Genomic DNA, 21,997 nt, shown 5'->3' on the forward strand with positions numbered 1-21,997 from the left:
ATATTCGTTAGTTTCGGTAAGGATTTCCCTATGCTTGACGTCCGCCGGCTCCGTCTGCTCCGTGAACTCAGCATCAGGGGGACCCTCGCGGAGGTGGCGGAGGCACTGCAGTACAGCCCGTCGTCGGTCTCCCAGCAGCTTGCCCTGCTGGAAAAGGAAGTGGGCGTCGAGCTGCTCCGCAAGACGGGGCGCCGGGTACAGCTCACGCCACAGGCCGAAGTCCTCGTGGCGCATACCGCAAGCCTGCTGGAAACCATGGAGCAGGCCGAGGCGGACCTGGCGGCATCGTTGACAACGGTCACCGGCACCGTCCGGATTGCCGTTTTCCAGTCGGCAGCCCTCGCCCTCATGCCGGAAACACTCACGCGCATGTCCCGCACCTACCCCGAGGTCCGGATCGAGATGATCCAGCGAGAGCCCGAGACCGCCCTCCACGAAACCTGGGCCCGCGATTTCGACCTCGTCATTGCCGAGCAGTATCCGGGCCATGCCGCCCCCCGTTATCCCGAGCTGGACAGGGTCAAGCTGACCACCGATGCCATCCGGCTCGCCGTTCCGCCGGCGTCCGACGGCGGCCCTTCCATCTCCTCGATCGAGGACACCGCGGAACTCGCCTGGGTGATGGAGCCGCGGGGTGCCGCGTCGCGGCACTGGGCTGAGCAGGCCTGCCGGAGTGCGGGCTTCGAACCCGACGTGCGCTATGAGACCGCTGATCTCCAGGCCCAGATCCGGCTCATCGAGTCAGGCAACGCCGTGGCGCTGATGCCGGACCTGGTGTGGACCGGCCGGGACACCACGGCCCGGCTCCTGGATCTGCCGGGGAAGCCGCGGCGCACCGTCTTCACCTCGGTCCGCCGCTCCAGCGCAAAGCGCCCGGCCATCCTGGCTGCCAGGGAAACCCTTGCGGCAACGGCAGGAGCAGTGGCGGGGGACGTCGTCGGGTGACCAGCCGCCGTCGAACGTGTCCTTGCACCTGGGGGAACTGCACCCCCTGCGCCATGACGCGGGACGTCACTGCGCCGGGACCGTCCCTGCGCAAGTGTTTCCTGCGTCACTGCGCGGCAGGGCCCCCGCCGCTAGACTGAAGCCGTTATGAATCGAACAATGTTCAAGTCCAAAATCCACCGGGCCACCGTCACGCACGCTGACCTGCACTACGTAGGTTCGGTCACCGTCGACCTGGACCTGCTCGAGGCCGCCGACATCCTGCCGGGTGAGCTGGTGTCCATCGTGGACGTGACCAACGGCTCCCGCCTTGAGACCTACACCATTGCCGGCGAGCGCGGCTCCGGCGTCATTGGCATCAACGGGGCTGCGGCCCACCTGATGCAGGAAAACGACATTGTCATCCTGATTACCTACGCGCAGATGACCACCGAGGAAGCCAAGAGCTACGAGCCCAGGGTGGTCCACGTGGACGAAAACAACCGCGTGATCCAACTGGGGAACGACCCCGCCGAGGGCCTTACCCCGGGCTTGCTGCGCCCCCCTTTCGCACTTAACAACGCCGCACTGTAACCGGAGCGTGAGCCCCGGTCCCCTGCTCCGCCGCGCCCTGCGGGCTGTCCCATGCTAGGCGTGCTGGCCGGCTTCTTTGTGGTGTGGTGCATCATCCTGGTGGGCTGGTTCGTGGGCCGGCAGAAGATCCTGGGTGACAACGCCCGGCAGGTGCTGAGCTCCCTCACGTTTTTCGTGGCCAGCCCGGCACTGCTCTTTGAAACCCTCAGCAAGGCGCGCCTCGCCGAAGTCTTCGCGGCTCCGCTGCTGGTAGCGGCGGTGTCCGCCATCGCCACGGCCACGATCTTCTTTGCCATTGCCAAGTTCTGGCTCAAACGTTCGCTTCCCGAGTCGCTGATGTCCTCCATGGCGGCGTCGCTGGTCAACTCGGCCAACCTGGGCATTCCCATCGCGGTCTACGTGCTGGGCGACGCCAGCTACGTGGCGCCGCTCCTGATCTTCCAGCTCGCCTTCTTCACGCCGCTGTTCCTGATGCTCCTGGACTCAAGCACCAGCAGCCACCGCACCACGCCGCTGACCTTCCTCGTAATGATCGTGCGGAACCCCATGATCGTCGGCTCGGCGCTGGGCCTGCTGGTGGCAGGCACCGGCTGGCAGATCCCGGAACTGGTCATGGAGCCGATCCACCTGATCGGCGGCGCGGCGATTCCCGCCATGCTGATCGCGTTCGGCATGAGCCTGAACGGCACCCGCCCGCTGCAGGCGTCCGCGGCCCGCCGTGTGGACACGCTCCTTGCCAGCGCCTTCAAGCTCGGCGTCCAGCCGGTGCTTGCCTATCTCTTTGCCCGCTTCCTGCTGGGGCTGGAGGGCCACATCCTGTTCGCCGTCGTCGTGACCGCCGCGCTGCCAACCGCGCAGAATGTCTTTGTGGCCGCCAGCCGCTACAAGACCGGCCTCACCGTGGCCAAGGACACCGTTTTGATAACCACCGTGGTGGCAGTGCCGGCCATGATCGGCGTGGCGCTGCTGCTGACCTGACCCTGGAGGGCTGATGGAAACAGTTGTGGACACCGTGGTGATCGGCGGCGGGGCGATGGGCTCGGCGGCCGCATGGGCGCTGTCGCGCCGCGGCCGGCAGGTGACGCTGGTGGAACAGTTCGGGCCCGGGCACCGGATCGGGGCCTCCCACGGCACCACCCGCAACCTGAACCCGGGCTACCACCGGCCCGAGTACGTGGCCATGCTGGCCGAGGGGCTTGCCCTCTGGGACGAGCTCGAGGAGGAAAGCGGGGAACAGCTGCTGGCGCGCACGGGGGTGGTCAACCACGGGCCGGAGCCGCTGTTCGCCGACGTTGCCGCCGCCCTGGAACAGGCCGGGATCCGCGCGGAATTCCTCCACCCCGAAGAGGCCGCCGAGCGCTGGCGCGGCATCCGCTTCGACCAGCAGGTGCTCCACCTGCCCGACGGCGGCCAGCTCAACCCTGACGCGGCCCTCCCCGCCATGCAGCGGCTCGCCGTGGCCCGCAGCGCCGAGATGCGGCACCACACCAAGGTGGTGGACTTCCAGGTCATGGACGACGGCGTCCGGCTGGTTGTGGAGTCCGCAGCCGGAACGGAGGTGCTCGCCGCGGCGCAGGTGGTGGTGACGGCCGGCGGCTGGACGGAAAAACTCCTGGGCGGGGCGGTCACCAAAGGCTCCGGGCTGAGGATTCCGCAGCTGCGCGTCACCCAGGAGCAGCCGGCGCACTTCCGGGTCACGGACCCGGGAGCAGCATGGCCTGGTTTCAACCACTATCCGGGGGCGGGCGCGGACTACAAGGGCTGGTACTCCCCTGTGTACGGGATGCAGACTCCGGGTGAGGGAATTAAGGCCGGTTGGCACGGAGTGGGCCCCGTGGTGGATCCGGACCGGCGGTCCTTCCTTCCGGAGCCTGTGCAGCTTGCCGCCCTCCAGGAGTACGCCCGGACATGGCTGCCCGGGGTGGACGCGGACTCCTTCGAGGCGGTCAGCTGCACCTACACCACCACCCCGGACGAGGACTTCGTCCTGGACCGGATCGGCCCCGTGGTGATCGGCGCCGGATTCTCGGGCCACGGGTTTAAGTTCACCCCCGTCATCGGCCGGATCCTTGCGGACCTGGCCACCGGCACCCGGCCCGCTCCGGAGATCTTCCGCGCCGGTCGCTGATCGCCGGCTACGAGTTGCCGGCCACGGTTGCCGGCTGCTGGTTCCGGCCGCCGGTGCCAAAAGTCAGCGTGGGGCAGGCTATCGGGAGCTGTCCTCCGCGTCGGTGAGGACCGGCTCCCCGCTGCCCCCGCCGTCTTCGCCGCCGGCGTCTTTTGTGCCCGCCCGCACGGCAGGCATGGCCAGGACTGCTGCCACCGTCAGGACCCCGGCTGCAAGGGCAGCCACGAACACCGCACCGGAAGCGGCCACCACCGCCGGGCCGTTGCTGCCGCCTCCGGCCGTTTGCCCGTAGATGGCGTTGGCCACGGCGCCGAAAACGGCCACGCCCAGTGCGCTCCCGATGGACCGGGCGAACATGTTGGTGCTGGTGACCACACCCCGCTCATTCCAGGAAACGCTGGACTGGGCAGCGATCAGGGTGGGGGTGGCCACCAGCCCCAGGCCGAGTCCGACGACGAAGCAGCTGGCGGCGACCAGCGCCACGCTGGGAGCAGCCGCGGTGAGTGCAAGGACCGCGAGGCCGGCCACGGTGATGGAGATGCCGATGAGCGCTGTGGCCTTAAACCCGATCCGCAGGTAGAAGCGTCCGGCCTGCGAGGCACTGATCGGCCAGCCCAAGGTGAGTGCCGCCAAGGCCAGCCCGGCGACCAGTGGCGAGCTGGCCAACGCACCTTCCAGGAACGTGGGCACGTAGGACGTCAGTCCGATCATGACGGCGCCGACGCCGAAGGACACGAGGGCTGTGGTGCCAAGAAGCCGGCGGGATACCACCCAGGACGGCAGCACCGGTTCCGCCGCGCGTCGTTCCACCACGAGGAACAGGGCCAGCAAGACCCCTCCCACGGCAAAGATGCCAAGACTCACCGGTGAAGTCCAGGCCCAGCCCTGGCCGCCCTCGAGGGCACCAAGGATCAGCAGGCCAAGCGAAGCCGCCAACAGGCCCGCGCCGGCGTAGTCCACGCGGTGTTTGGCCCTTTCCACGTTCTCGTGCAGGGTCCGGACGAGCATCCATCCCGCCAGCAGGCACAGCGGGATGTTGACCAGGAAGATTCCGCGCCAGAAGCCCACGGCGGCAAAAATGCCGCCCAGGCTTGGTCCCACCACGGAGGAAACCGCCCACACACTCGCGAGGTAGCCCTGGACCTTGGCCCGCTCCTCCAGTGAGTAGATGTCGCCTGCGATCGTGATCGAGACGGGCAGCACTGCGCCGGCACCGAGCCCCTGCAGGGCACGGAAGGCGATCAGCGCGGGCATGCTCCAGGCGATGCCGCACAGCACAGACCCCAGGAGGAACAGCCCGATGCCCGCAAGGATGATCGGTTTGCGCCCCACCATGTCCGAGAGTTTTCCGTAGATTGGCACGGAGACAGCCTGAGCCAGCAGGTACGCCGAAAAGAGCCAGGGGAACGACTCGAACCCGCCGATGTCCCGGACAATCGACGGAACGGCCGTGGCCACGATGGTGGAATCGATGGCCACCAACCCGGTGGCGAGCATCAGGGCAATGAGGATGGGGCCCCGTTCAGAACGGAAGCCCACTCCCTGGGCGCGGGTGGCGGACATAAGTCTCGTTTCGGTTTCCGGGTGGTGTCACCTCCACTCTAGGTACCCAGGAAGAAGGCCGACTACCGTTTGTCCTGGTGTTCGTCCAGGATCCGGGCGCAGCGGATGAAGCCGAGGTGGGAGTAGGCCTGGGGGTGGTTTCCCAGATGGGTTTCGGTGCCGGGATCGTACTCCTCCGGCAGCAGCCCGGTGGGCCCGAAGAGGTTCACCAGCTGGTCGAAGAGGTCCCAGGCTTCCTCGATCCGGCCCGTGGCAACGTACGCCTCGATCAGCCAGGTGGTGCAGATGTGGAAGCCGCCCTCCAGCCCCGGCAGGCCGTCGTCGTACCTGTACCTGAACACGGTGGGCCCCACCCGGAGTTCCCGCTCCACGGCGGTGACGGTATCCAGGAACCGCTGGTCCGTGACGTCCAGGAGCCCGGAGAGCCCGATGTGCAGGACGGCGGCATCCAGGTCCGGGCTGTCATAGGCCACCGTGTAGGACTTCGCGGACTCGTCCCAGCCCTCCCGCAGGACTTCGTCCCTGATGGTGGCGGCCACCGGCGCCCAGGCTGCCTCGGGAACCCGGCCGTGGCGGGACGCCGTGCGGAGTGCGCGATCAAGGGTCACCCAGCACATCACTTTGGTGTAGATGTGGTGCCGCGGTGCCCGGCGGGCCTCCCAGATGCCATGGTCGGGTTCGTGCCAGCGGGCCAGGACGGCTGACGCCATCTGGACCATCAGCTCCCAGTGTTCGTCGGCGAGTGCCCCCTCCCGTTCACTCAGGGCAAGGATCAGCTCGGCGATGGGGCCAAAGACATCCAGCTGGACCTGGTGGTCAGCTGCGTTGCCGATCCTCACGGGACGGGACCCGGCGTACCCGGGCAGGCTGTCGATGACGGCTTCCGTGGAAAGGGGTGCGCCCGTCACGGAATAGAGGGGGTGCAGCCATTCGGGGCCGGGGGCGTGCTCAAGGATCCGGCCCAGCCAGGACAGGAAGCCCGCGGCCTCCCGGGTGGAGCCCAGGTCCACCAGCGCGTTGACGGTCATGGAACCGTCCCGCAGCCAGCAGTACCGGTAATCCCAGTTCCTCGTCCCGCCGATCCCTTCGGGCAAGGAGGTGGTGGGTGCCGCCAGGACCGCGCCCGTGGGTTCATGCACCAGGGCACGCAGGACCAGGGCCGACCGCCGGACCAGGGATGGTTTGACGCCCGGCAGGACGAGCCCCTGCACCCACTGCCGGGCATGCAGCGCCACCGCGGAGCGCCTGTCCGCCTCACTCTCGGGTACCGCGGGCTGGTGCTCCGTGTCTCCACAGCGCAGGTTCAGCACCACCGGACCGTCCTGCAGGTTGACGGCGGCGGTGGCCGTAGCATGGCGCCCGTCCGAGGTGATGCTGAAGGTCACGCCCGGCGCCAGCAGGATGAACGGCTCCGAGGTTCCCACCACGTGCAGTTCCTCGCCGCGGGCCTCCATGCTGAACGGGGCGTTGGCGTAGTCCGGCCGGGGGGCAAAGGTGATCCTGGCGGCGCCATTGCCGGAGAGCACCCGGACCAGGCTGGTGATGCCGTCCGGGGCCGGCTCCAGGTAGTCCGTCACCGTGACGTCCGCCCACCGGGTTTCAACAATCATGGTGCTGTCCACGTAGCGCTGCCCCAATACCTGGGAGGCCTTGACCGGCTCCACCGAAAAATGACCTGCGGCGTCGCCGCCCAGGATGTGCGCGAACAACGATCCGGAGTCAGGCAGGGGGTGGCTCATCCAGCAGATTTTCGCGTCCGGTGTCACCAGGGCTGTCGAGGATCCGTTGCCGATCAGGCTGTGCCGTTCCAGGCCCACGGCGTCCTCGCCGAACAGCCAGGCACGCCGCAGCTCGAACAGGATCGCCAGCACCCGGGCGAAGGATTCCGGGTCGCGGAGCCGGTAGGAGGCAGAGGTCTCCCCCAGGCCCACCCGCAATCCCATGTCCGGCCCGCGCAGGGTGGCCATGGCCAGTTCATCGCTGTCCGCGTCACCCGCATACATGGCCGCGCTGGCTCCCAGCCGGGACCGCAGGCTTTCCAGGGCCTCCGCCTTGGAGGGCTCCACCACGGACAGGTCCAGCACGGAGCCGTCCACAATGAAGTGCAGTCCGTGGGCGCGGGCCACCTCCCGCGCGGTGTCAGTTACCGCCGCCACGACGTCCGGAGCTGCCGGCCGGGTGTGCACCGAAACGGCCACGGGTTTGCGCTCTAGCCAGATGCCCTTCTGGAACCCCACGGCCTCGTTGAGGGCGGCGTGGACTTTCTGCAGGACAGACTCGGTGGCGAGGGTCTGCTGGTGCGCGAACCCCATATCGAATTCGGCGCCGTGCGAGCCCACCAGGTGCACCTCCGCCGGCAGGCGCGATACTGCGGCGAGGTCACGCAGCGACCGCCCGGAGATGACGGCGGCGTGGGTGTTGGGTAGCGCTGCCAGGGCGCGCAGCGCGATGGCGGCACTTCCCAGCGGGAGCGTCTCGGTGGAGATGCCTTCGGCGCCGCACAGGGTTCCACCGTAATTGCAGGCCACAATCAGCCCCGGTACCCGGGCCAGCACCTTCAGTTCCGCCAGCAGCGCAGGCGTGAGCCCTTCGTCGGCGGCGTCGGACTGGACGAATGTCCGGAGCATGCCCAGCGGCAGGGACCTGGTGAGCAGTGCGGAATCCGCGACGCTTTGGTTCAACGGCGTTGGCATCCATGTACCCCTTTGAGGCAGGACCGGGCCGGGACTACAGCCGCTGGATCTCCTGCGGGCTACCGGTTGGTGCCCCTCTCCGGGGTTCCCGGAACTCCGGAGGGGGCACTCCCATCGTCAGCCTCAGCGGTTACCCCCGAAAGTCCCCTGTATTGCGTATGTGTAAAAGTCTGCGGTCCCTGCGGCTGCACGCACGGCGGGCGATAACTGCCCGCTCAAACCCGTGCCAGCCCCGCGGCTTCGGCCAGGAGCTCCACGGACCGCAGCCGGGCGTCCGTGCCGGTGCTCTGGTGCGCCACGATGAGCTCGTCGGCGTCGGCGTGCCTGCCGAAGCTGTCCAGATAGTCCATGACGACGTCGGGCGTTCCCACCGCGGAATACGTCATCATCTGGGAGACGTGCTGCCCCTGCGGCGAATCGAGGATCATGTCCGCCTCGTCGTCCGTGAACTCGCGGCCGCCGCCGAAGAACAGCGACACCCGGGCACGCTTGGTGGCCTGCATCATGGCCTGCGCTTCGGAGGCCGAATCGGCGGCAATGACGTTCACACCGGCGATGACATGCGGGGCATCCAACTGCGCCGAGGGCTTGAACTCCCGGCGGTAGAGGGCCACCGCGTCCTGCAGGGCGTTCGGGGCAAAGTGGGAGGCGAACGCGTACGGCAGCCCCAGCTGGGCGGCGAGGCGCGCGCCGAACAGGGACGAGCCCAGGATGTACAGCGGCACGTTCGTGCCCTTGCCGGGGGTGGCTTCCACGCCCTGGATCCGGGTGGGCCCGGTGAGATAGCCCTGGAGCTCCAGGACGTCCTGCGGAAAGCTGTCGGCGGACATCGGGTCCCGCCGCAGCGCGCGCATGGTGTTCTGGTCACTTCCCGGCGCACGTCCCAGGCCAAGGTCGATGCGGCCCGGATGCAGGGTTTCCAGCGTGCCGAACTGCTCGGCGATGGTCAGCGGTGAGTGGTTGGGCAGCATGACGCCGCCGGCGCCGAGGCGGATGCTTTCGGTGTGTGCGGCGACGTGGGCTATGAGCACGCTGGTGGCGGAGGAGGCGATCGAGGACATGTTGTGGTGCTCGGCGTACCAGACGCGGCGGTACCCCAGCTTTTCCGCGCTTTGTGCCATGGCCACGCTGCCCGCGAAGCTCTCCGCCGCCGTCTGGCCCTTCCCGATGGTTGCCAGGTCAAGGATGGAGAGGGGGAGAGTCACGTCGGGTGCCGGCCTTTCAAAGCTGTTCATTGGGTTCGCGCCCGCCGGATCGCGGCAGGCACTTGATGCATAACGACGGCGGGGGCCGGCTTATTTCAGCCCGTCCAGGAATACTCAGCAAACTTATGATGTTGCCGCCCCTATGAGCCTGAATACGTCGAACCAGCTGGAACTGTCCGCAACGATTGACCTGAAGGACCTGGGAACCGTTCACCGGCTTGGCTTTGGTGCTATGCGCATTGTCGGTGACGGTGTGTGGGGTGAGCCCGCTGACCGCAGCACCGCGGTCCGGGTGGTGCGCCGCGCCGTCGAACTCGGGGTGGACTTCATCGACACCGCCGACTCCTACGGCCCCAACATCAGTGAAGAGATCCTGGCTGAGGCGCTGCACCCCTACAAGGACGGACTGAAGATCGCCACGAAGGTGGGCTTCACCCGCACCGGCCCCAACCAGTGGATTCCCGTGGGCCGGCCGGAGTACCTGCGCCAGCAGACTGAACTCAGCCTGCGGAAGCTCAAGGTGGACACTTTGGACCTGCTGCAGCTCCACCGGATTGACCCCAAGGTGGACGCTGAGGAGCAGTTTGGTGTGCTCCGCGAGCTCCAGGACGAGGGCAAGGTCCGGGCGCTGGGCCTCTCGCAGGTCAGCGTTGAGGAACTCGAAGCCGCCGGAAGGCACTTCACCGTGTCCACCGTCCAGAACCGGTACAACCTCACGGACCGCAGCTCCGAGGATGTCCTGCGTTACTCGGAGGAAAACGGCATCGGCTTCATCCCGTGGGCCCCGATCTCAGCGGGCGAGCTTGCCCAGCCGGGCGGGCCGCTGGATGAGGCTGCGAAGCGCCTTGGTGCCACCACCTCGCAGGTGGCGCTGGCGTGGCTGCTGCGCCGCTCCCCCGTGATGATGCCGATCCCCGGCACCGGGTCCGTGAAGCACCTGGAAGAAAACCTGGCCGCGGCCAATGTCACGTTGGACGAGGACACCTACGCTGAACTTGAAGCCGCAGCCGGATAACCGCGGCGGATGGAGAAGCAGCACGGTAAAACAGTCCCCAACGACAGGAGCAACACCATGGCAAACATTCTGATGGTTGTATCCGCAGCCGATTCCCTCACCATGAAGGACGGCAGCGAACACCCCACCGGTTTCTGGGCCGAGGAGCTGGTGGTGGCACACCAGACGCTGCTCGACGCCGGCCACACGGTCCACCTCGCCACCCCCGGCGGGGCTAAACCCACAGTGGACCAGGTCAGCCTGGCCGCGGAATCCGCGGGCGGCGAGGACCGCGCGAAAGGCTTCCGGGACTACCTGGCGTCTATCGACGGCGAGCTCTCGAACCCGCTGGTGCTTGCCGGCGTCGACCCTTCCGCCTATGACGCCGTGGTGATGCCGGGCGGGCACGGACCCATGGCCGACCTGTACAAGGACGCCGACCTGGGCCTGCTGCTGGTGTCAGCCAACAAGGACGGCAAGGTCATTGCCCCCTTCTGCCACGGTCCCGCCGGGCTGCTCAGCGCAACGGACGACGACGGCACGTTCGTTTTCGCCGGACGCCGCCTCACAGTCTTCACCAACGAGGAAGAGCTGGGCGGCGGCACGGGCGAGAACACGCCGTGGCTGGTGGAGGACGCGCTGAAGGAGAAGGGCGCGATGATCGAGAACGGCGCTGCCTGGACCTCCAACGTGGTCCGCGACGGCAACCTCATCACCGGGCAGAACCCGCAGTCCAGCGAGGACGTGGCCAAGGAAGTCATCAAGGCACTGGGCTGACTCTGGACCCAGGCAGCTGACACACGGAGGGCCAGGTCATGGTGACCTGGCCCTCCGCTGTTCCTTAGGCTCCGAAGCCGGCCGGTTATTTCAGCTTGAAGTTGGCGCTGATGGAGGTGCCGTCCTTTGCGGTCATTGTGAGCTTGTAGCAGCTGCCCGCACCCGCGGGCGTCTTCCAGTTGTAGACGAACTGGCCAGCGACGGCGTCATAACGGAGGGATGTGTTCCCCGTCGTGGTCAGCTCGATGTCATCGATGTACTGCAGCGAGCACTGGATCTGGACCGCTTTGAGGCTGGATACCGCACTGAGGTCTGTGAGCTCCCGGTCACCGGCAAAGATTTCAAACTTCGCCGGAACGGTGCTGCCGCCCTTGACCGTGTTCAGGACATCGTTCATGTCTACCGGTTGGGAGAAGCCCTTGAGCTCCCAGGCCTTCACTGTGTAGCTCTGGGTGACGGTCGTTGTGTTGCCTGCAACGTCGGTGGCCGTGGCCTTCAGCGTATGGGTCCCCACGCCGCTGCCATAGCCCGTGACAGAGCAGCCTCCGCTGACTCCGGAGAGCCCGTCTGAGGCAGTGCACGTGGGAGCTACCGGTGTGGAACCGAAGTAACCGTCCAGGATCACGGAATCGAACGTCACTGATGGAGCCGTCTTATCGATCTTGAACGTGGCGGAATCCGCACCGGCGGGGGTGGCGTTCCCGGCGAGGTCTTCGAAGACAGGGCTCTCAACTACTACTTCGCCCTCACCAATGGATTCGACTTCCCGGGTAGCGACTGCCAGGCCGGAATGCACGTCGGTTCCTTCGAAGGTCGCAATCACGTCAGTGTTGTACCAGCCGTCAGTCCCTGCCGCGGGACTGGCGCCAACGTAGGTGACTTTCGGGGCCGTCTTGTCGATCTTGAACAACTTGGAAGCGGCACCTTCCGTGGCCGCGTTGCCGGCGATGTCGGTAAACTCGGGGCTCAGTACTGCTATGTCAGCGCCCTCGCCGCTGGAGGTGGCCGTTCCGGTGGTCTTCAGCAGGCCGGATGTTGCATCGGTCGCCGTGAAGCGGGCTGTGACATCAGACGTGAACCAGCCGTTTTTCCCAAGCGTGCCCGTCTCCACCTCCGTGTAGCCGACCAGGGGCTCAGTGCCGTCTTTCTTGAGTGTCACCCTGACGGCGTCAGCGGTGCCGCCCCCACTGGTGGCCGCGCAGCTGTACTCTGCAGGTTCCTGGTCGGCGGTAATGCTCTGGGACTCACACCCGGCTGTGGACAGGGTGCTCGTGGAGTCATCCTCTTCGACAATCCAGTCCAGCCTGACCGCGCTCTTGTACCAGCCGCTCAGGCCGTCCGGGTTGTAAGGGGTCAGCGTGTAGGACACCCTCGGCGCTGTCCCGTCCGTGATGGCGTAATTAACTGAGCTCGCTACCGTGAGTCCGCCCTTGTCCGTGTATCCGCAGAAAGCCGTCTGTGTACCAACGCCGCTAGCACCGTCTTGCCCCGAAATCGCACTCAGCAGGGCGTCAAATGTGCTGGGACCATCTTCCACGTCAGTGACCTTGCAGACGGCATCCGGGACGGACCCCTTCTGGTATGAGCCACCGGCGGCGGGGCCGTCCAGAGACATGAGCGGGGCGGTGTTCGCCGGCGCGGGGGCGGCCACGTCGACACGGAAGGTGGCCGGTGCCAGGTTGAACGTGCCAGTCGTGGTGTTACTGATCTCGGTCGCGGTCACTGTGGCCGAGCCTGCGCCCACCGGGCTGATCGTCAGATTCTTGGTCTCACCGCAAGCGCCAAAGGTGACGGTTGAGGGGGAGACCACGGCAACGGCCGGGTTGCTCGATGTGAGCTGCAATGTCAGCGTGCTGGATCCGGTCAGGTTGCACCCGTTCTTTCCGTCGCCGTTTTGCGTCTCCACGGCCAGGGTGGTGCTCCCGCTGGTACCACCAGCGTTGAGGGCCATGACTTCTGCCACGGCATCGATGTCGGTGTCCAGGGTGTTGTGTATGTCATCCGCCCAGGCAATCCCCGAACCTGCCAACACCAGAGTTCCCGCCGCAACGGCCGCAGCTGCCCTGGCGCATGTCCGCCTTAATTTGCTCCTTCCCTCAGAAAAATCGTCCCCGCCTGATGAATTCATCATGTTTTCTCCCTAAGACCCGTGCCCACCGTGAGCGCAACGTACCTTACGGTAGGTGGCACCATGGGAGGAGCACACGCGTAATCCCCCACCCGTCTTTCCGCTTAAGTACTCGTTTTCCCGCGCCGGCGAAAATCGCCACTACTTGGTGTACCTGGCCGGGTGGCCTCGAAGGATCCCCGCCCCGCTCCCGCAGGGCGGGGATTCTCCTGCGTAAAGTGCACTCCTCCGGCTTTGGCAATAGTGTGGCCGGATGGGGACAAATACCGTGAACTCCGGCGAACAGGTTGACAGGCAGTCGCGCATTCTCGAAGCGGCCCTGGACCTGCTCTCGCGCCACGGTATCTCGGGCGTCAGCATGCGGGCCGTGGCCCGTGAAGCCGGCGTCGCGCTGGGCCTCGTCAACTACTACTTCGACGACAAGATGAGCCTGATCCGGGCGGCACTGCACAGCGTGGACGAGCACGACCTGAAGCTGGTGGCACCGGACCCATCGTTGGCCCCGGATGAGCAGCTCCTTAAAGCCCTGCACCGGGTTGCCGGCGCAGAACTGCTGACCACCCGATACCTGTCCCTCCGCCTGCACCTTTGGGCCCTCGCGCAGGCCCACGAGGATTTTGCCCTGATCAATGCCGCAGCCTTCGACCGGTACCTCGACGGGCTTGCGGGGCTGGTCTCCAAAGCCAACCCCGCGCTGCCCCCGGAGGAATGCAGGGATCGCGCGGCGGACATCGTCGTGGTCCAAAACGGCATGTGGCTCACAGCCCTTCTCGGGATCGACAAGGCAGCCATCCAGCGGAGCATCGCCCGCACGGAGCAGATAGCCTTCGCCCCGCCGCGGGACAACTGACCCCCACCCTGGGCTCCCGGGACCGGGCACCACACGCCGGCCCTAACGCGCACCCCAGCGCTTCACATTGAACAGTTGTTCAAGAAATGTATTGAACGCCCGTTCAACCTCGGTTACTCTCCTTCGTATGACATACGCCACAACACGCCACGGCGTCACTCCCGGCCCCTGGGCCCCCGCTCCCCTCACCGGTCCCCGATAAAGCGTCCGGACAGCGCACGGCCCACCGTGCCGCCCGTTCCCGCGCACGCCAAGCCTTGCCCCGGGCTACGGGGCGTCAGCACAAGCTGCAGCACAGCGCCCGCAGCGGCCCCCGGCCCCGCCCCAGGGCCGCCACAGTCCTACACCCCAGGAGACAGCATGACCGAAACAGCCTCCACCCTTTTCATCAACGGCGCATGGGAGCCGGCGGCATCCGGCGCCGTACGCCACATCCGCAACCCGGCCGACGGCGAGCTGGCGGCCACAGTGTCCGAGGCCGGCCGTGAAGATGCCGGGCGGGCCATCGCCGCAGCCCGCGCGGCCTTCGACTCCGGCACCTGGTCCTCGGTCCCGGCCCCCGAGCGCGGAACCTTCCTGCTCAAGGTCGCTGCTGGACTGCGCGAACGCCGCGAAAAGTTTGCCCGCGCCGAGTCGCTGGACACCGGAAAGCGGATGGTGGAAAGCCGCATTGACATGGACGACGTCGCCGCCTGCTTTGAGTATTTCGGCAGGCTCGCCGGGCAGCAGGCGGGCCGCGTGGTGGACGCCGGGAACCCCGCCGTCGCCAGCAGGATCGTCTATGAACCCGTGGGCGTCTGCGGCCTGATCACGCCCTGGAACTATCCCCTGCTCCAGGCCGCGTGGAAGATCGCCCCGGCGCTGGCCGCCGGCTGCACCTTCGTCCTCAAACCGTCCGAGCTGACGCCGTCCACCGCCATCCTGGCCATGCAGCTGCTGCAGGACCTCGGCCTGCCGGCGGGCGTGGCCAACCTGGTGACCGGACCGGGTGCGGAGGCGGGCGCGCCGCTCTCGGAACATCCCGCCGTCGACCTCGTCTCCTTCACCGGCGGGCTGGAAACCGGCAAGCGCATAGCCGCGGCCGCCGCAGGCACCGTCAAGAAGGTGGCGCTGGAACTGGGCGGCAAGAACCCCAACGTGGTGTTCGCCGACGCTGACTTCGATGCCGCCGTCGACAATGCCCTTAACGGTGCCTTCGTCCACTCCGGGCAGGTCTGCTCCGCCGGGGCGCGGCTGGTGGTTGAGGAATCGATCGTCGAACGCTTCGTGGACGAGCTGGTCCGCCGTGCGCAGGGCATCCGCCTCGGCGGCCCCTTCGATGACGACGCCGAAACCGGGCCGCTGATTTCCGCGGCCCACCGCGACAAGGTCCACGCCTACGTCCAGCGCGGCATCCAGGAGGGTGCGCGGCTGCGGACCGGCGGTGCGGCACCTTCCGGGGAGAGGTACGACGGCGGGTTTTACTACCAGCCCACCATCCTGGACCGCGTCCAGCGGGGCATGTCCGTGGTGGTGGACGAGGCCTTCGGCCCGGTGGTGACGGTGGAGACGTTCCGCACCGAGGACGAGGCCGTGGCCACGGCCAACGACACCGTCTACGGACTGGCCGGCGCGGTCTGGACCCAGGACGCCGGCAAGGCGCAGCGTGTGGCCGGCCGGCTGCGGCACGGCACCATCTGGATCAACGACTACCACCCCTACCTCCCCCAGGCTGAATGGGGCGGCTTCGGCCAGTCCGGCGTAGGCCGTGAACTCGGCGCCACCGGCCTGGCGGAGTACCAGGAAGCCAAGCACATCTACCAGAACACCAGCCCGCAGGTAACCGGCTGGTTCGCTGACCACAGCAAGGAGAACTAGATGCACGTCGACAACATCGAGGACCTCACCGGGCACGCATTCGATTACATCGTCATCGGCGGCGGCTCCGCCGGAGCAGCGGTGGCCGCTAGGCTGAGCGAGGATCCGGACGTGACCGTGGCCCTGGTGGAAGCCGGCCCGGATGACCGGAACCTTCCCGAGATCCTGCAGCTTGACCGCTGGATGGAACTGCTCGAATCCGGCTACGACTGGGACTACCCCATCGAGGAGCAGGAAAACGGCAACTCCTTCATGCGGCACGCCCGGGCCAAGGTCATGGGCGGCTGCTCCAGCCACAACTCCTGCATCGCCTTCTGGGCGCCCCGCGAGGACATTGACGAGTGGGAGTCCAAGTACGGCGCCACCGGCTGGAACGCCGACGCCGCCTGGCCGCTGTACAAGCGGCTGGAAACCAATGAGGACGCCGGCCCGGACGCACCCCATCACGGCGACTCAGGCCCGGTGCACCTGATGAACGTGCACCCGGCGGATCCTGCCGGCGTCGCACTCCTGGACGCCTGCGAGCAGGCCGGCATTCCGCGCGCGAAGTTCAACACCGGCAACACCGTGATCAACGGTGCCAACTTTTTCCAGATCAACCGCCGCGCGGACGGCACCCGGTCCTCCAGTTCCGTCTCCTACATCCATCCGATCATCGAGCGCGAAAACTTCACCCTGCTGACCGGCCTCCGCGCCCGCCAGCTGGTGTTCGACGCGGACAAGCGCTGCACCGGCGTGGACGTGGTGGACTCAGCCTTCGGCCGGACCCACCGGCTCTCCGCGCACCGCGAGGTGATCCTGTCCACCGGCGCCATCGACTCCCCCAAGCTGCTGATGCTCTCCGGCATCGGCCCGGCAGCCCACCTCGCCCAGCACGGGATCGAGGTACTGGTGGACTCCCCCGGCGTGGGCGAAAACCTGCAGGACCACCCCGAAGGTGTGGTCCAGTTCGAAGCCAAACAGCCCATGGTCCAGACCTCAACGCAGTGGTGGGAGATCGGCATCTTCACCCCCACCGAGGACGGCCTGGACCGCCCCGACCTGATGATGCACTACGGCTCCGTCCCGTTCGATATGAACACGCTGCGGCACGGTTACCCCACCACGGAGAACGGCTTCAGCCTCACCCCGAACGTCACGCACGCCCGCTCCCGCGGCACCGTCAGGCTGCGCAGCCGCGACTTCCGCGACAAGCCCATGGTGGATCCGCGCTATTTCACGGATCCGGACGGGCACGACATGCGGGTCATGGTGGCGGGGATCCGCAAGGCCCGCGAAATCGCCGCCCAGCCGGCCATGGGGGAATGGGCCGGTCGGGAACTCTCGCCCGGGGTCGAGGCGCAGACGGACGAGGAACTGCAGGACTACATCCGCAAGACGCACAACACCGTGTACCACCCCGTGGGCACTGTCCGTATGGGACCGGCCGACGACGACATGTCGCCGCTGGATCCCGAGCTGCGCGTCAAGGGCGTCACCGGCCTGCGCGTCGCCGATGCGTCCGTGATGCCGGAACACGTCACGGTCAACCCCAACATCACCGTGATGATGATCGGCGAGCGCTGTGCTGATTTAGTCCGGGCGGACCTCACCCGCGCCGGCCGGAACAGCGAAACCACGACGGCGGACCTGGAACTCGCCGCCTCCCTCGCCTGAGTTTCAGGCCACCGGCCGTCCGTACGCCGCAGTGCGGACGGCCATCACTATCGTGCTTTTTTGATTGAGGAGTCCTCATGGCGGAACCCAGCAAGAGTATTGATTCAAGCGGCATGGACGAGTTTGGCTACGCGCAGACCCTGGACCGGAGCATCGGCAAGTTCGCCAGCTTCGCAGCTGGTGTCAGCTATATCTCCATCCTCACCGGTGTTTTCCAACTGTTCTACTTTGGTTTTTCCATGGCCGGCCCGGCCTACGCGTGGTCCTGGCCCCTGGTCTTCGCCGGCCAGCTGATGGTGGCCTTGTGTTTTGCCGAACTGGCGGGCCGCTACCCCGTTGCAGGGTCGGTGTACAACTGGGCCAAACGGCTCGCGTCCGGCACCTCGGCCTGGCTGGCCGGCTGGCTGCTGATGCTCTCCTCCATCGTGGCGCTGGGCTCCGTGGCACTGGCCCTGCAGCTCACCCTGCCCCAGCTCTGGTCCGGCTTCCAGTTCGTCGGTGACGGCACCGGCCCCTACGATTTCGCCATGAACGGCGTGGTGCTGGCCAGCATCATGATCACCATCTCCACCCTCATCAATGCGTTCGGCGTGAAGCTCATGACCCGGATCAACAGCATCGGCGTTTTCGTGGAGCTGAGCGCGGCCGTGCTCCTTATCCTCGCGCTGGGCTGGCACGTGGTGCGCGGGCCTGGGGTCCTTTTTGACACCGCCGGCTTCGGGGAAGGCCACGACCTCGGCTTCTTCGGCGTTTTCCTTATCGGCGCCATGGCATCGGGCTACGTCATGTACGGCTTTGATACGGCCAGCTCGCTGGGGGAGGAGACGAAAGACCCCAAGCGCACGGCACCCAAGGCCATCCTGCGGGCCATCACGGCCTCGTTCGTGCTGGGTGGCCTGATCCTGTTGTTCGGCATCCTCGCCGCACCGGACCTTGCGGACCCCAAGGTGGGCTCGGCCGACGGCGGGCTGCAGTACATCGTGCTGTCCGTCCTGGGCGGACCGTTCGGCAAGGCCTTCCTTGCGTGCATCGTTGTGGCCGTGGTGGTCTGCACCCTGGCCGTCCATGCCGCCGCCATCCGCATGATGTTCGCCATGGCCCGGGACAACAACCTGCCGTTCAGCCGGCAGCTGAGCAAAGTGGACCCTGTCCGCAGGACCCCGACTGTTGCGGCGATCGTGATCGGCATCCTGGCCGTGATGCCATTGCTCATCAACGTCACGCAGCCCGCGATTTTCACGATCATGTCCAGCATCAGCATCGTCCTGATCTACCTCTCCTACCTCCTGGTCACCGTGCCCATGCTGCGCAACCGCCTCCTGAAGAAGTGGCCGCTCGCCGCAGACGGCTCCGAGCCCGGCTTTTCCCTGGGCAAGTGGGGGCTGCCGGTGAACATCCTGGCGGTCCTGTGGGGCGGTGCCATGACGCTGAACCTGGTGTGGCCGCGCCCGGAGATCTACAACTCGGTGCCGCCGTTCGAGTGGTACCTGCAGTGGGGCGGGGTGATCTTCGTTGCCGCCGTCACCGTTGGCGGGGCCCTACTCTACCGGCTGAAGATCCGCCACCAGACGGGCGTGCTCGCCGAGCATGCCGCGGCCGTCGCGGCCCATCCATCATCGGGTGCCGCGCTGCAGGCCGCTCCTGCTGAGCTGGACGCGGTGGACGCCAAAGTGTCCTAGAACAACCGCTCCCAGACTGGCAGCTGCACCCTGGCAGTTCCCATGGAAAGGTCGACGGCGGCACCCACCTGAGTGCCGCCGTCGACCTTACTCGCGGAGATGGAACTGACGGCATACCCGCTCCGGAAGCGCACGCGCCGCTAAGCTAACGCCATGGCCAACAAAACCACAGCAGAGAAGCTCGCCACCCTCCAGAAGGGCTACACGCTCGAAGGCGCCACCATCGAATTGGGGGCCGCCATCATCGACGGCGAACTCCACAAGGACGCGCCGGTGCGGCTGCCGCTTTCGATGATGAACCGGCACGGACTGGTGGCCGGTGCCACCGGCACGGGCAAGACCGTCACGCTGCACATGATGGCCGAGCAGCTTTCCACCGCCGGGGTGCCGGTCTTCCTGGCCGACATCAAAGGCGACCTGTCCGGCCTGGCCACGGCCGCCACCGGCAGTGAAAAGCTCACCGCACGCACCGAGGGCATCGGGCAGGCCTGGCAGGGCCGGACGTTTCCGGTGGAGTTCCTGGCCCTGGGCGGCGACGGCAACGGCGTCCCGGTACGTGCCACGGTGTCCTCGTTCGGGCCCATCCTGCTCTCACGGATCATGGAGCTGAACGACACGCAGGAATCGAGCCTGCAGCTGGTGTTCTACTTCGCGGACAAGAACGGCCTGGAGCTCATCGACCTGAAGGACCTCCGCGCGGTGATCCAGTTCCTCACCTCGGCTGAAGGCAAGAACCAGCTCGAGGAACTCGGCGGGCTGTCCAAGGCCACTGCCGGCGTTATCCTGCGGGAGCTGGTGAGCCTTGAGGCGCAGGGCCTGGAGAAGTTCTTCGGCGAGCCGGAATTCGACACCGCGGAGCTGCTGCGGACCGCCCCGGACGGACGCGGGGTGATCACCTGCCTGGAGCTGCCCACCCTGCAGACCAAGCCCATGCTGTTCTCCACCTTCCTCATGTGGCTGCTGGCCGATCTTTTCGAGGACCTGCCCGAGGCCGGCGACCTCGACAAGCCCAAGCTGGTGTTCTTCCTCGACGAAGCGCACCTCCTCTTCAACGACGCCTCCAAAGCCTTCCTGGAAGCCATCACAACCACGGTCCGGCTCATCCGGTCCAAGGGCGTGGGGATCTTCTTCGTCACCCAGACCCCCAAGGACGTCCCGGCGGAGGTCCTCGGCCAGCTGGCCAACCGGGTTCAGCACGCCCTCCGCGCGTTTACCCCCGAGGACGCCAAGGCCCTCAAGGCGACGGTGTCCACGTTCCCCATGAGCGACTACGACCTCGAGGAGACGCTCACCTCCGCAGGCATTGGCGAGGCCGTCATCACGGTCATGAACGAGAAGGGCGCCCCAACACCTGTGGCGCTCACCAGGCTCCGCGCCCCCGAGTCCGTGATGGGCCCCAGCGACGAAGCCCTGGTCCGGAGCACCGTGGCAGGCTCTGCCCTGCTGGAGAAGTACGGGACAGCCGTGGACAACCACTCGGCCTTCGAAAAACTGGCAGGGAAGGCCGCCGCGCCCACCGGACCCGCAGCAGCTGGAGCGCCGCCGGTGCCCGGCGGATCCGTTCCGGGCGGGGCACGCCAGGACGACGTCGACGCTGAGGCACGCCGGATCGAGGAGGAGATCCTTGGACGGCCCAGCAGCAGGCCCGCCCCGTCAGCCGAAACAAGGCGCCGCAAGCCCGCCGAAACCGCCCCGCGCCCGGGTGCGGGAGACTCGATGGTGGGCGACATCGGCGGAGTGCTCGGCGGCGCCCTGGCCGGTGGTATGAAAAGCATGGCCAGGTCCATCGGCACCCAGCTCGGACGGGAACTGCTGCGCGGCGTGTTCGGCACGTCGTCCCGGCGCCGCCGCCGCTAAAAGGTACCGCATCCAGCTGACTCAACTGCCGCCGTCGGACGCATGGCAGGTAACGTATGGAACGTGCAGATGAGTCAAGCGTTGGTGAGGATCGCGGCCGGATGGCTGCTGGGACTCATGCTTGCCATCGCCGGCGCCGTGGTGGCGGTGAACCTGGTCAACAACACCGTGGCCAGCCCGCAGCAGCCCGTGCGCGAATATCTGGACGCGCTGCAGAGCGGCGACGGCGGGAAGGCGTTGGGGCTGCTCCGCGCCACTGTCCCGCCCAGCAACGCCGCCATGCTCGATGGCACGGCCCTGCAGACCGCGACGTCCCGGTTCACGAACGTGGATATCGGTGACGCCGAGGAACGCCCGGACAGCCAGGTCATGGTGCCCTTGGAGTACACCATTGACGGCAGCCGGCTCCGCACGGAATTCCTGCTGCGGAAGACCGGGACCGAGTGGATCTTCTTCAACACCTGGGCTTTCGTTCCGTCCAGGCTGCCTACGGTGGACATCACGGTGGTCAACTCCAGTGAGGCCACCGTCAACGGCATGCCCGTCAACATGCCCAATGGCCGGAACTCCTTCGCGGTCTTCTACCCCGGCGAATACGAGGCCTCCGTGAACGGGGAGTACTTTTCGGCGGCCCCCACCCGCGCCACGGTGACGGCACGGGACGCCCCGGTGGCGCCGCTCAACCTCCTCACGCAGGCCACGGACAACCTGAAGAAGGACGTGTCCGCGAAGGTCAGGGAATTCCTGGACGGCTGTGCCGCCGTCGCCGCCAAGGAGCAGAAACTCCAGCCGGACTGTCCGTTCTACTACGCCAGCAACAACACGGTGCAGGACGGCAGCATCAAGTGGACCGTGACGGAATACCCCAACGTGGCCATTGAGCCCTTCGACGGGCGCTGGGTGGTGGCTCCCCTGGACGGCAAAGCCAAGGTGGAGGCCCTCCAGCAGAACCTGTTTACCGGAGCCTGGTACCCCCTCAACGAGGAAGTGGACTTCAGCTTCACCACCCGCCTGGACGTCAGCGGGGACACGGTCAAGGTCACGCCGGTCCTGAGCTTCTAGGGCCGGTCCCGCCACACTGGCCCAGTTTTC

Annotated in this window: 16 protein-coding genes; 12 read left to right on the forward strand and 4 right to left on the reverse strand. The window is 66.8% G+C overall.

From position 1 onward, the window contains the following. Positions 1–30: 30 nt before the first annotated feature. The 4 genes from ACKAE7_RS03340 to ACKAE7_RS03355 all read left to right on the forward strand — a co-directional run bounded on the left by ACKAE7_RS03340 (position 31) and on the right by ACKAE7_RS03355 (position 3,646). Positions 31–945: a LysR substrate-binding domain-containing protein gene (locus tag ACKAE7_RS03340; protein WP_191036238.1), complete on the forward strand. Its 915-nt coding sequence runs from the start codon at positions 31–33 to the stop codon at positions 943–945. 147 nt (positions 946–1,092) lie between these two features. Continuing rightward, complete coding sequence (panD, locus tag ACKAE7_RS03345) at positions 1,093–1,518, forward strand: aspartate 1-decarboxylase (protein WP_172801470.1); 426 nt, start codon at positions 1,093–1,095, stop codon at positions 1,516–1,518. A 51-nt stretch (positions 1,519–1,569) separates the two neighbouring features. After that, the gene (locus ACKAE7_RS03350; protein WP_191036239.1) at positions 1,570–2,496 is read left to right on the forward strand and encodes an AEC family transporter; all 927 of its coding nucleotides are present in this window, start codon (positions 1,570–1,572) and stop codon (positions 2,494–2,496) included. 13 nt (positions 2,497–2,509) lie between these two features. Next, a complete protein-coding gene (locus ACKAE7_RS03355; protein ID WP_408978508.1) occupies positions 2,510–3,646 on the forward strand; it encodes an FAD-dependent oxidoreductase in 1,137 nt (378 codons plus the stop codon). Positions 3,647–3,724: 78 nt separating this feature from the next. Here ACKAE7_RS03355 and ACKAE7_RS03360 read toward each other — a convergent pair whose 3' ends face one another. The 3 genes from ACKAE7_RS03360 to ACKAE7_RS03370 all read right to left on the reverse strand — a co-directional run bounded on the left by ACKAE7_RS03360 (position 3,725) and on the right by ACKAE7_RS03370 (position 9,107). Further along, positions 3,725–5,209, reverse strand: a complete 1,485-nt coding sequence (locus ACKAE7_RS03360; RefSeq protein ID WP_191036241.1) for an MFS transporter — start codon at positions 5,207–5,209, stop codon at positions 3,725–3,727. 62 nt (positions 5,210–5,271) lie between these two features. Then, on the reverse strand, positions 5,272–7,902 hold the full coding sequence (locus ACKAE7_RS03365) for a trehalase-like domain-containing protein (protein ID WP_191036242.1): 2,631 nt from the start codon (positions 7,900–7,902) through the stop codon (positions 5,272–5,274). A gap of 215 nt (positions 7,903–8,117) precedes the next feature. Continuing rightward, positions 8,118–9,107, reverse strand: a complete 990-nt coding sequence (locus ACKAE7_RS03370) for an LLM class flavin-dependent oxidoreductase (RefSeq protein WP_066279953.1) — start codon at positions 9,105–9,107, stop codon at positions 8,118–8,120. A gap of 142 nt (positions 9,108–9,249) precedes the next feature. Here ACKAE7_RS03370 and ACKAE7_RS03375 point away from each other — a divergent pair, with 142 nt between their 5' ends. Together ACKAE7_RS03375 and ACKAE7_RS03380 are read left to right on the forward strand one after the other, a co-directional pair. After that, positions 9,250–10,122: an aldo/keto reductase gene (locus ACKAE7_RS03375; protein ID WP_191036243.1), complete on the forward strand. Its 873-nt coding sequence runs from the start codon at positions 9,250–9,252 to the stop codon at positions 10,120–10,122. A 57-nt stretch (positions 10,123–10,179) separates the two neighbouring features. Then, a complete protein-coding gene (locus ACKAE7_RS03380; RefSeq protein ID WP_191036244.1) occupies positions 10,180–10,878 on the forward strand; it encodes a type 1 glutamine amidotransferase domain-containing protein in 699 nt (232 codons plus the stop codon). Between the two features lie 85 nt (positions 10,879–10,963). On the opposite strand, the gene ACKAE7_RS03385 is transcribed toward ACKAE7_RS03380, so the two are convergent. Beyond that, positions 10,964–12,910 (reverse strand): PxKF domain-containing protein, encoded by a 1,947-nt coding sequence (locus ACKAE7_RS03385; protein WP_408978509.1) that lies wholly within the window; start codon positions 12,908–12,910, stop codon positions 10,964–10,966. A 349-nt stretch (positions 12,911–13,259) separates the two neighbouring features. On the opposite strand from ACKAE7_RS03385, the gene ACKAE7_RS03390 reads away from it, so the two are divergent. The 6 genes from ACKAE7_RS03390 (at position 13,260) to ACKAE7_RS03415 (ending at position 21,967) form a co-directional block, all read left to right on the forward strand. Then, positions 13,260–13,856: a TetR/AcrR family transcriptional regulator gene (locus ACKAE7_RS03390; RefSeq protein WP_408978510.1), complete on the forward strand. Its 597-nt coding sequence runs from the start codon at positions 13,260–13,262 to the stop codon at positions 13,854–13,856. Positions 13,857–14,216: 360 nt separating this feature from the next. Further along, entirely contained in the window at positions 14,217–15,713 is a 1,497-nt protein-coding gene (locus ACKAE7_RS03395; protein ID WP_408978511.1) for an aldehyde dehydrogenase family protein, read from the forward strand. Continuing rightward, on the forward strand, positions 15,714–17,369 hold the full coding sequence (locus tag ACKAE7_RS03400) for a GMC family oxidoreductase (RefSeq protein WP_408978512.1): 1,656 nt from the start codon (positions 15,714–15,716) through the stop codon (positions 17,367–17,369). It begins immediately after the preceding gene. 77 nt (positions 17,370–17,446) lie between these two features. Then, positions 17,447–19,048, forward strand: coding sequence for an APC family permease (locus ACKAE7_RS03405; RefSeq protein ID WP_188811953.1), 1,602 nt, complete (start codon positions 17,447–17,449; stop codon positions 19,046–19,048). 153 nt (positions 19,049–19,201) lie between these two features. Next, positions 19,202–20,905, forward strand: coding sequence for a helicase HerA-like domain-containing protein (locus ACKAE7_RS03410; RefSeq protein ID WP_188811951.1), 1,704 nt, complete (start codon positions 19,202–19,204; stop codon positions 20,903–20,905). Between the two features lie 69 nt (positions 20,906–20,974). Then, on the forward strand, positions 20,975–21,967 hold the full coding sequence (locus tag ACKAE7_RS03415) for a hypothetical protein (RefSeq protein ID WP_408978513.1): 993 nt from the start codon (positions 20,975–20,977) through the stop codon (positions 21,965–21,967). Positions 21,968–21,997 lie beyond the last annotated feature (30 nt).

This window comes from Pseudarthrobacter sp. NKDBFgelt, assembly GCF_046097905.1.
GTDB classification, from domain to species: domain Bacteria; phylum Actinomycetota; class Actinomycetes; order Actinomycetales; family Micrococcaceae; genus Arthrobacter; species Arthrobacter polychromogenes.

Excerpts from the sequence above, each read along its gene's own strand:
- ACKAE7_RS03380 (WP_191036244.1), top strand. The coding sequence starts at position 10,180 with ATGGCAAACATTCTGATGGTTGTATCCGCAGCCGATTCCCTCACCATG.
- ACKAE7_RS03375 (WP_191036243.1), top strand. The coding sequence starts at position 9,250 with ATGAGCCTGAATACGTCGAACCAGCTGGAACTGTCCGCAACGATTGAC.
- ACKAE7_RS03340 (WP_191036238.1), top strand. The coding sequence starts at position 31 with ATGCTTGACGTCCGCCGGCTCCGTCTGCTCCGTGAACTCAGCATCAGG.
- ACKAE7_RS03360 (WP_191036241.1), bottom strand. The coding sequence starts at position 5,209 with ATGTCCGCCACCCGCGCCCAGGGAGTGGGCTTCCGTTCTGAACGGGGC.
- ACKAE7_RS03395 (WP_408978511.1), top strand. The coding sequence starts at position 14,217 with ATGACCGAAACAGCCTCCACCCTTTTCATCAACGGCGCATGGGAGCCG.
- ACKAE7_RS03400 (WP_408978512.1), top strand. The coding sequence starts at position 15,714 with ATGCACGTCGACAACATCGAGGACCTCACCGGGCACGCATTCGATTAC.
- ACKAE7_RS03350 (WP_191036239.1), top strand. The coding sequence starts at position 1,570 with ATGCTAGGCGTGCTGGCCGGCTTCTTTGTGGTGTGGTGCATCATCCTG.
- ACKAE7_RS03415 (WP_408978513.1), top strand. The coding sequence starts at position 20,975 with ATGAGTCAAGCGTTGGTGAGGATCGCGGCCGGATGGCTGCTGGGACTC.
- ACKAE7_RS03405 (WP_188811953.1), top strand. The coding sequence starts at position 17,447 with ATGGCGGAACCCAGCAAGAGTATTGATTCAAGCGGCATGGACGAGTTT.
- panD (WP_172801470.1), top strand. The coding sequence starts at position 1,093 with ATGAATCGAACAATGTTCAAGTCCAAAATCCACCGGGCCACCGTCACG.
- ACKAE7_RS03355 (WP_408978508.1), top strand. The coding sequence starts at position 2,510 with ATGGAAACAGTTGTGGACACCGTGGTGATCGGCGGCGGGGCGATGGGC.
- ACKAE7_RS03365 (WP_191036242.1), bottom strand. The coding sequence starts at position 7,902 with ATGCCAACGCCGTTGAACCAAAGCGTCGCGGATTCCGCACTGCTCACC.
- ACKAE7_RS03390 (WP_408978510.1), top strand. The coding sequence starts at position 13,260 with ATGGGGACAAATACCGTGAACTCCGGCGAACAGGTTGACAGGCAGTCG.
- ACKAE7_RS03410 (WP_188811951.1), top strand. The coding sequence starts at position 19,202 with ATGGCCAACAAAACCACAGCAGAGAAGCTCGCCACCCTCCAGAAGGGC.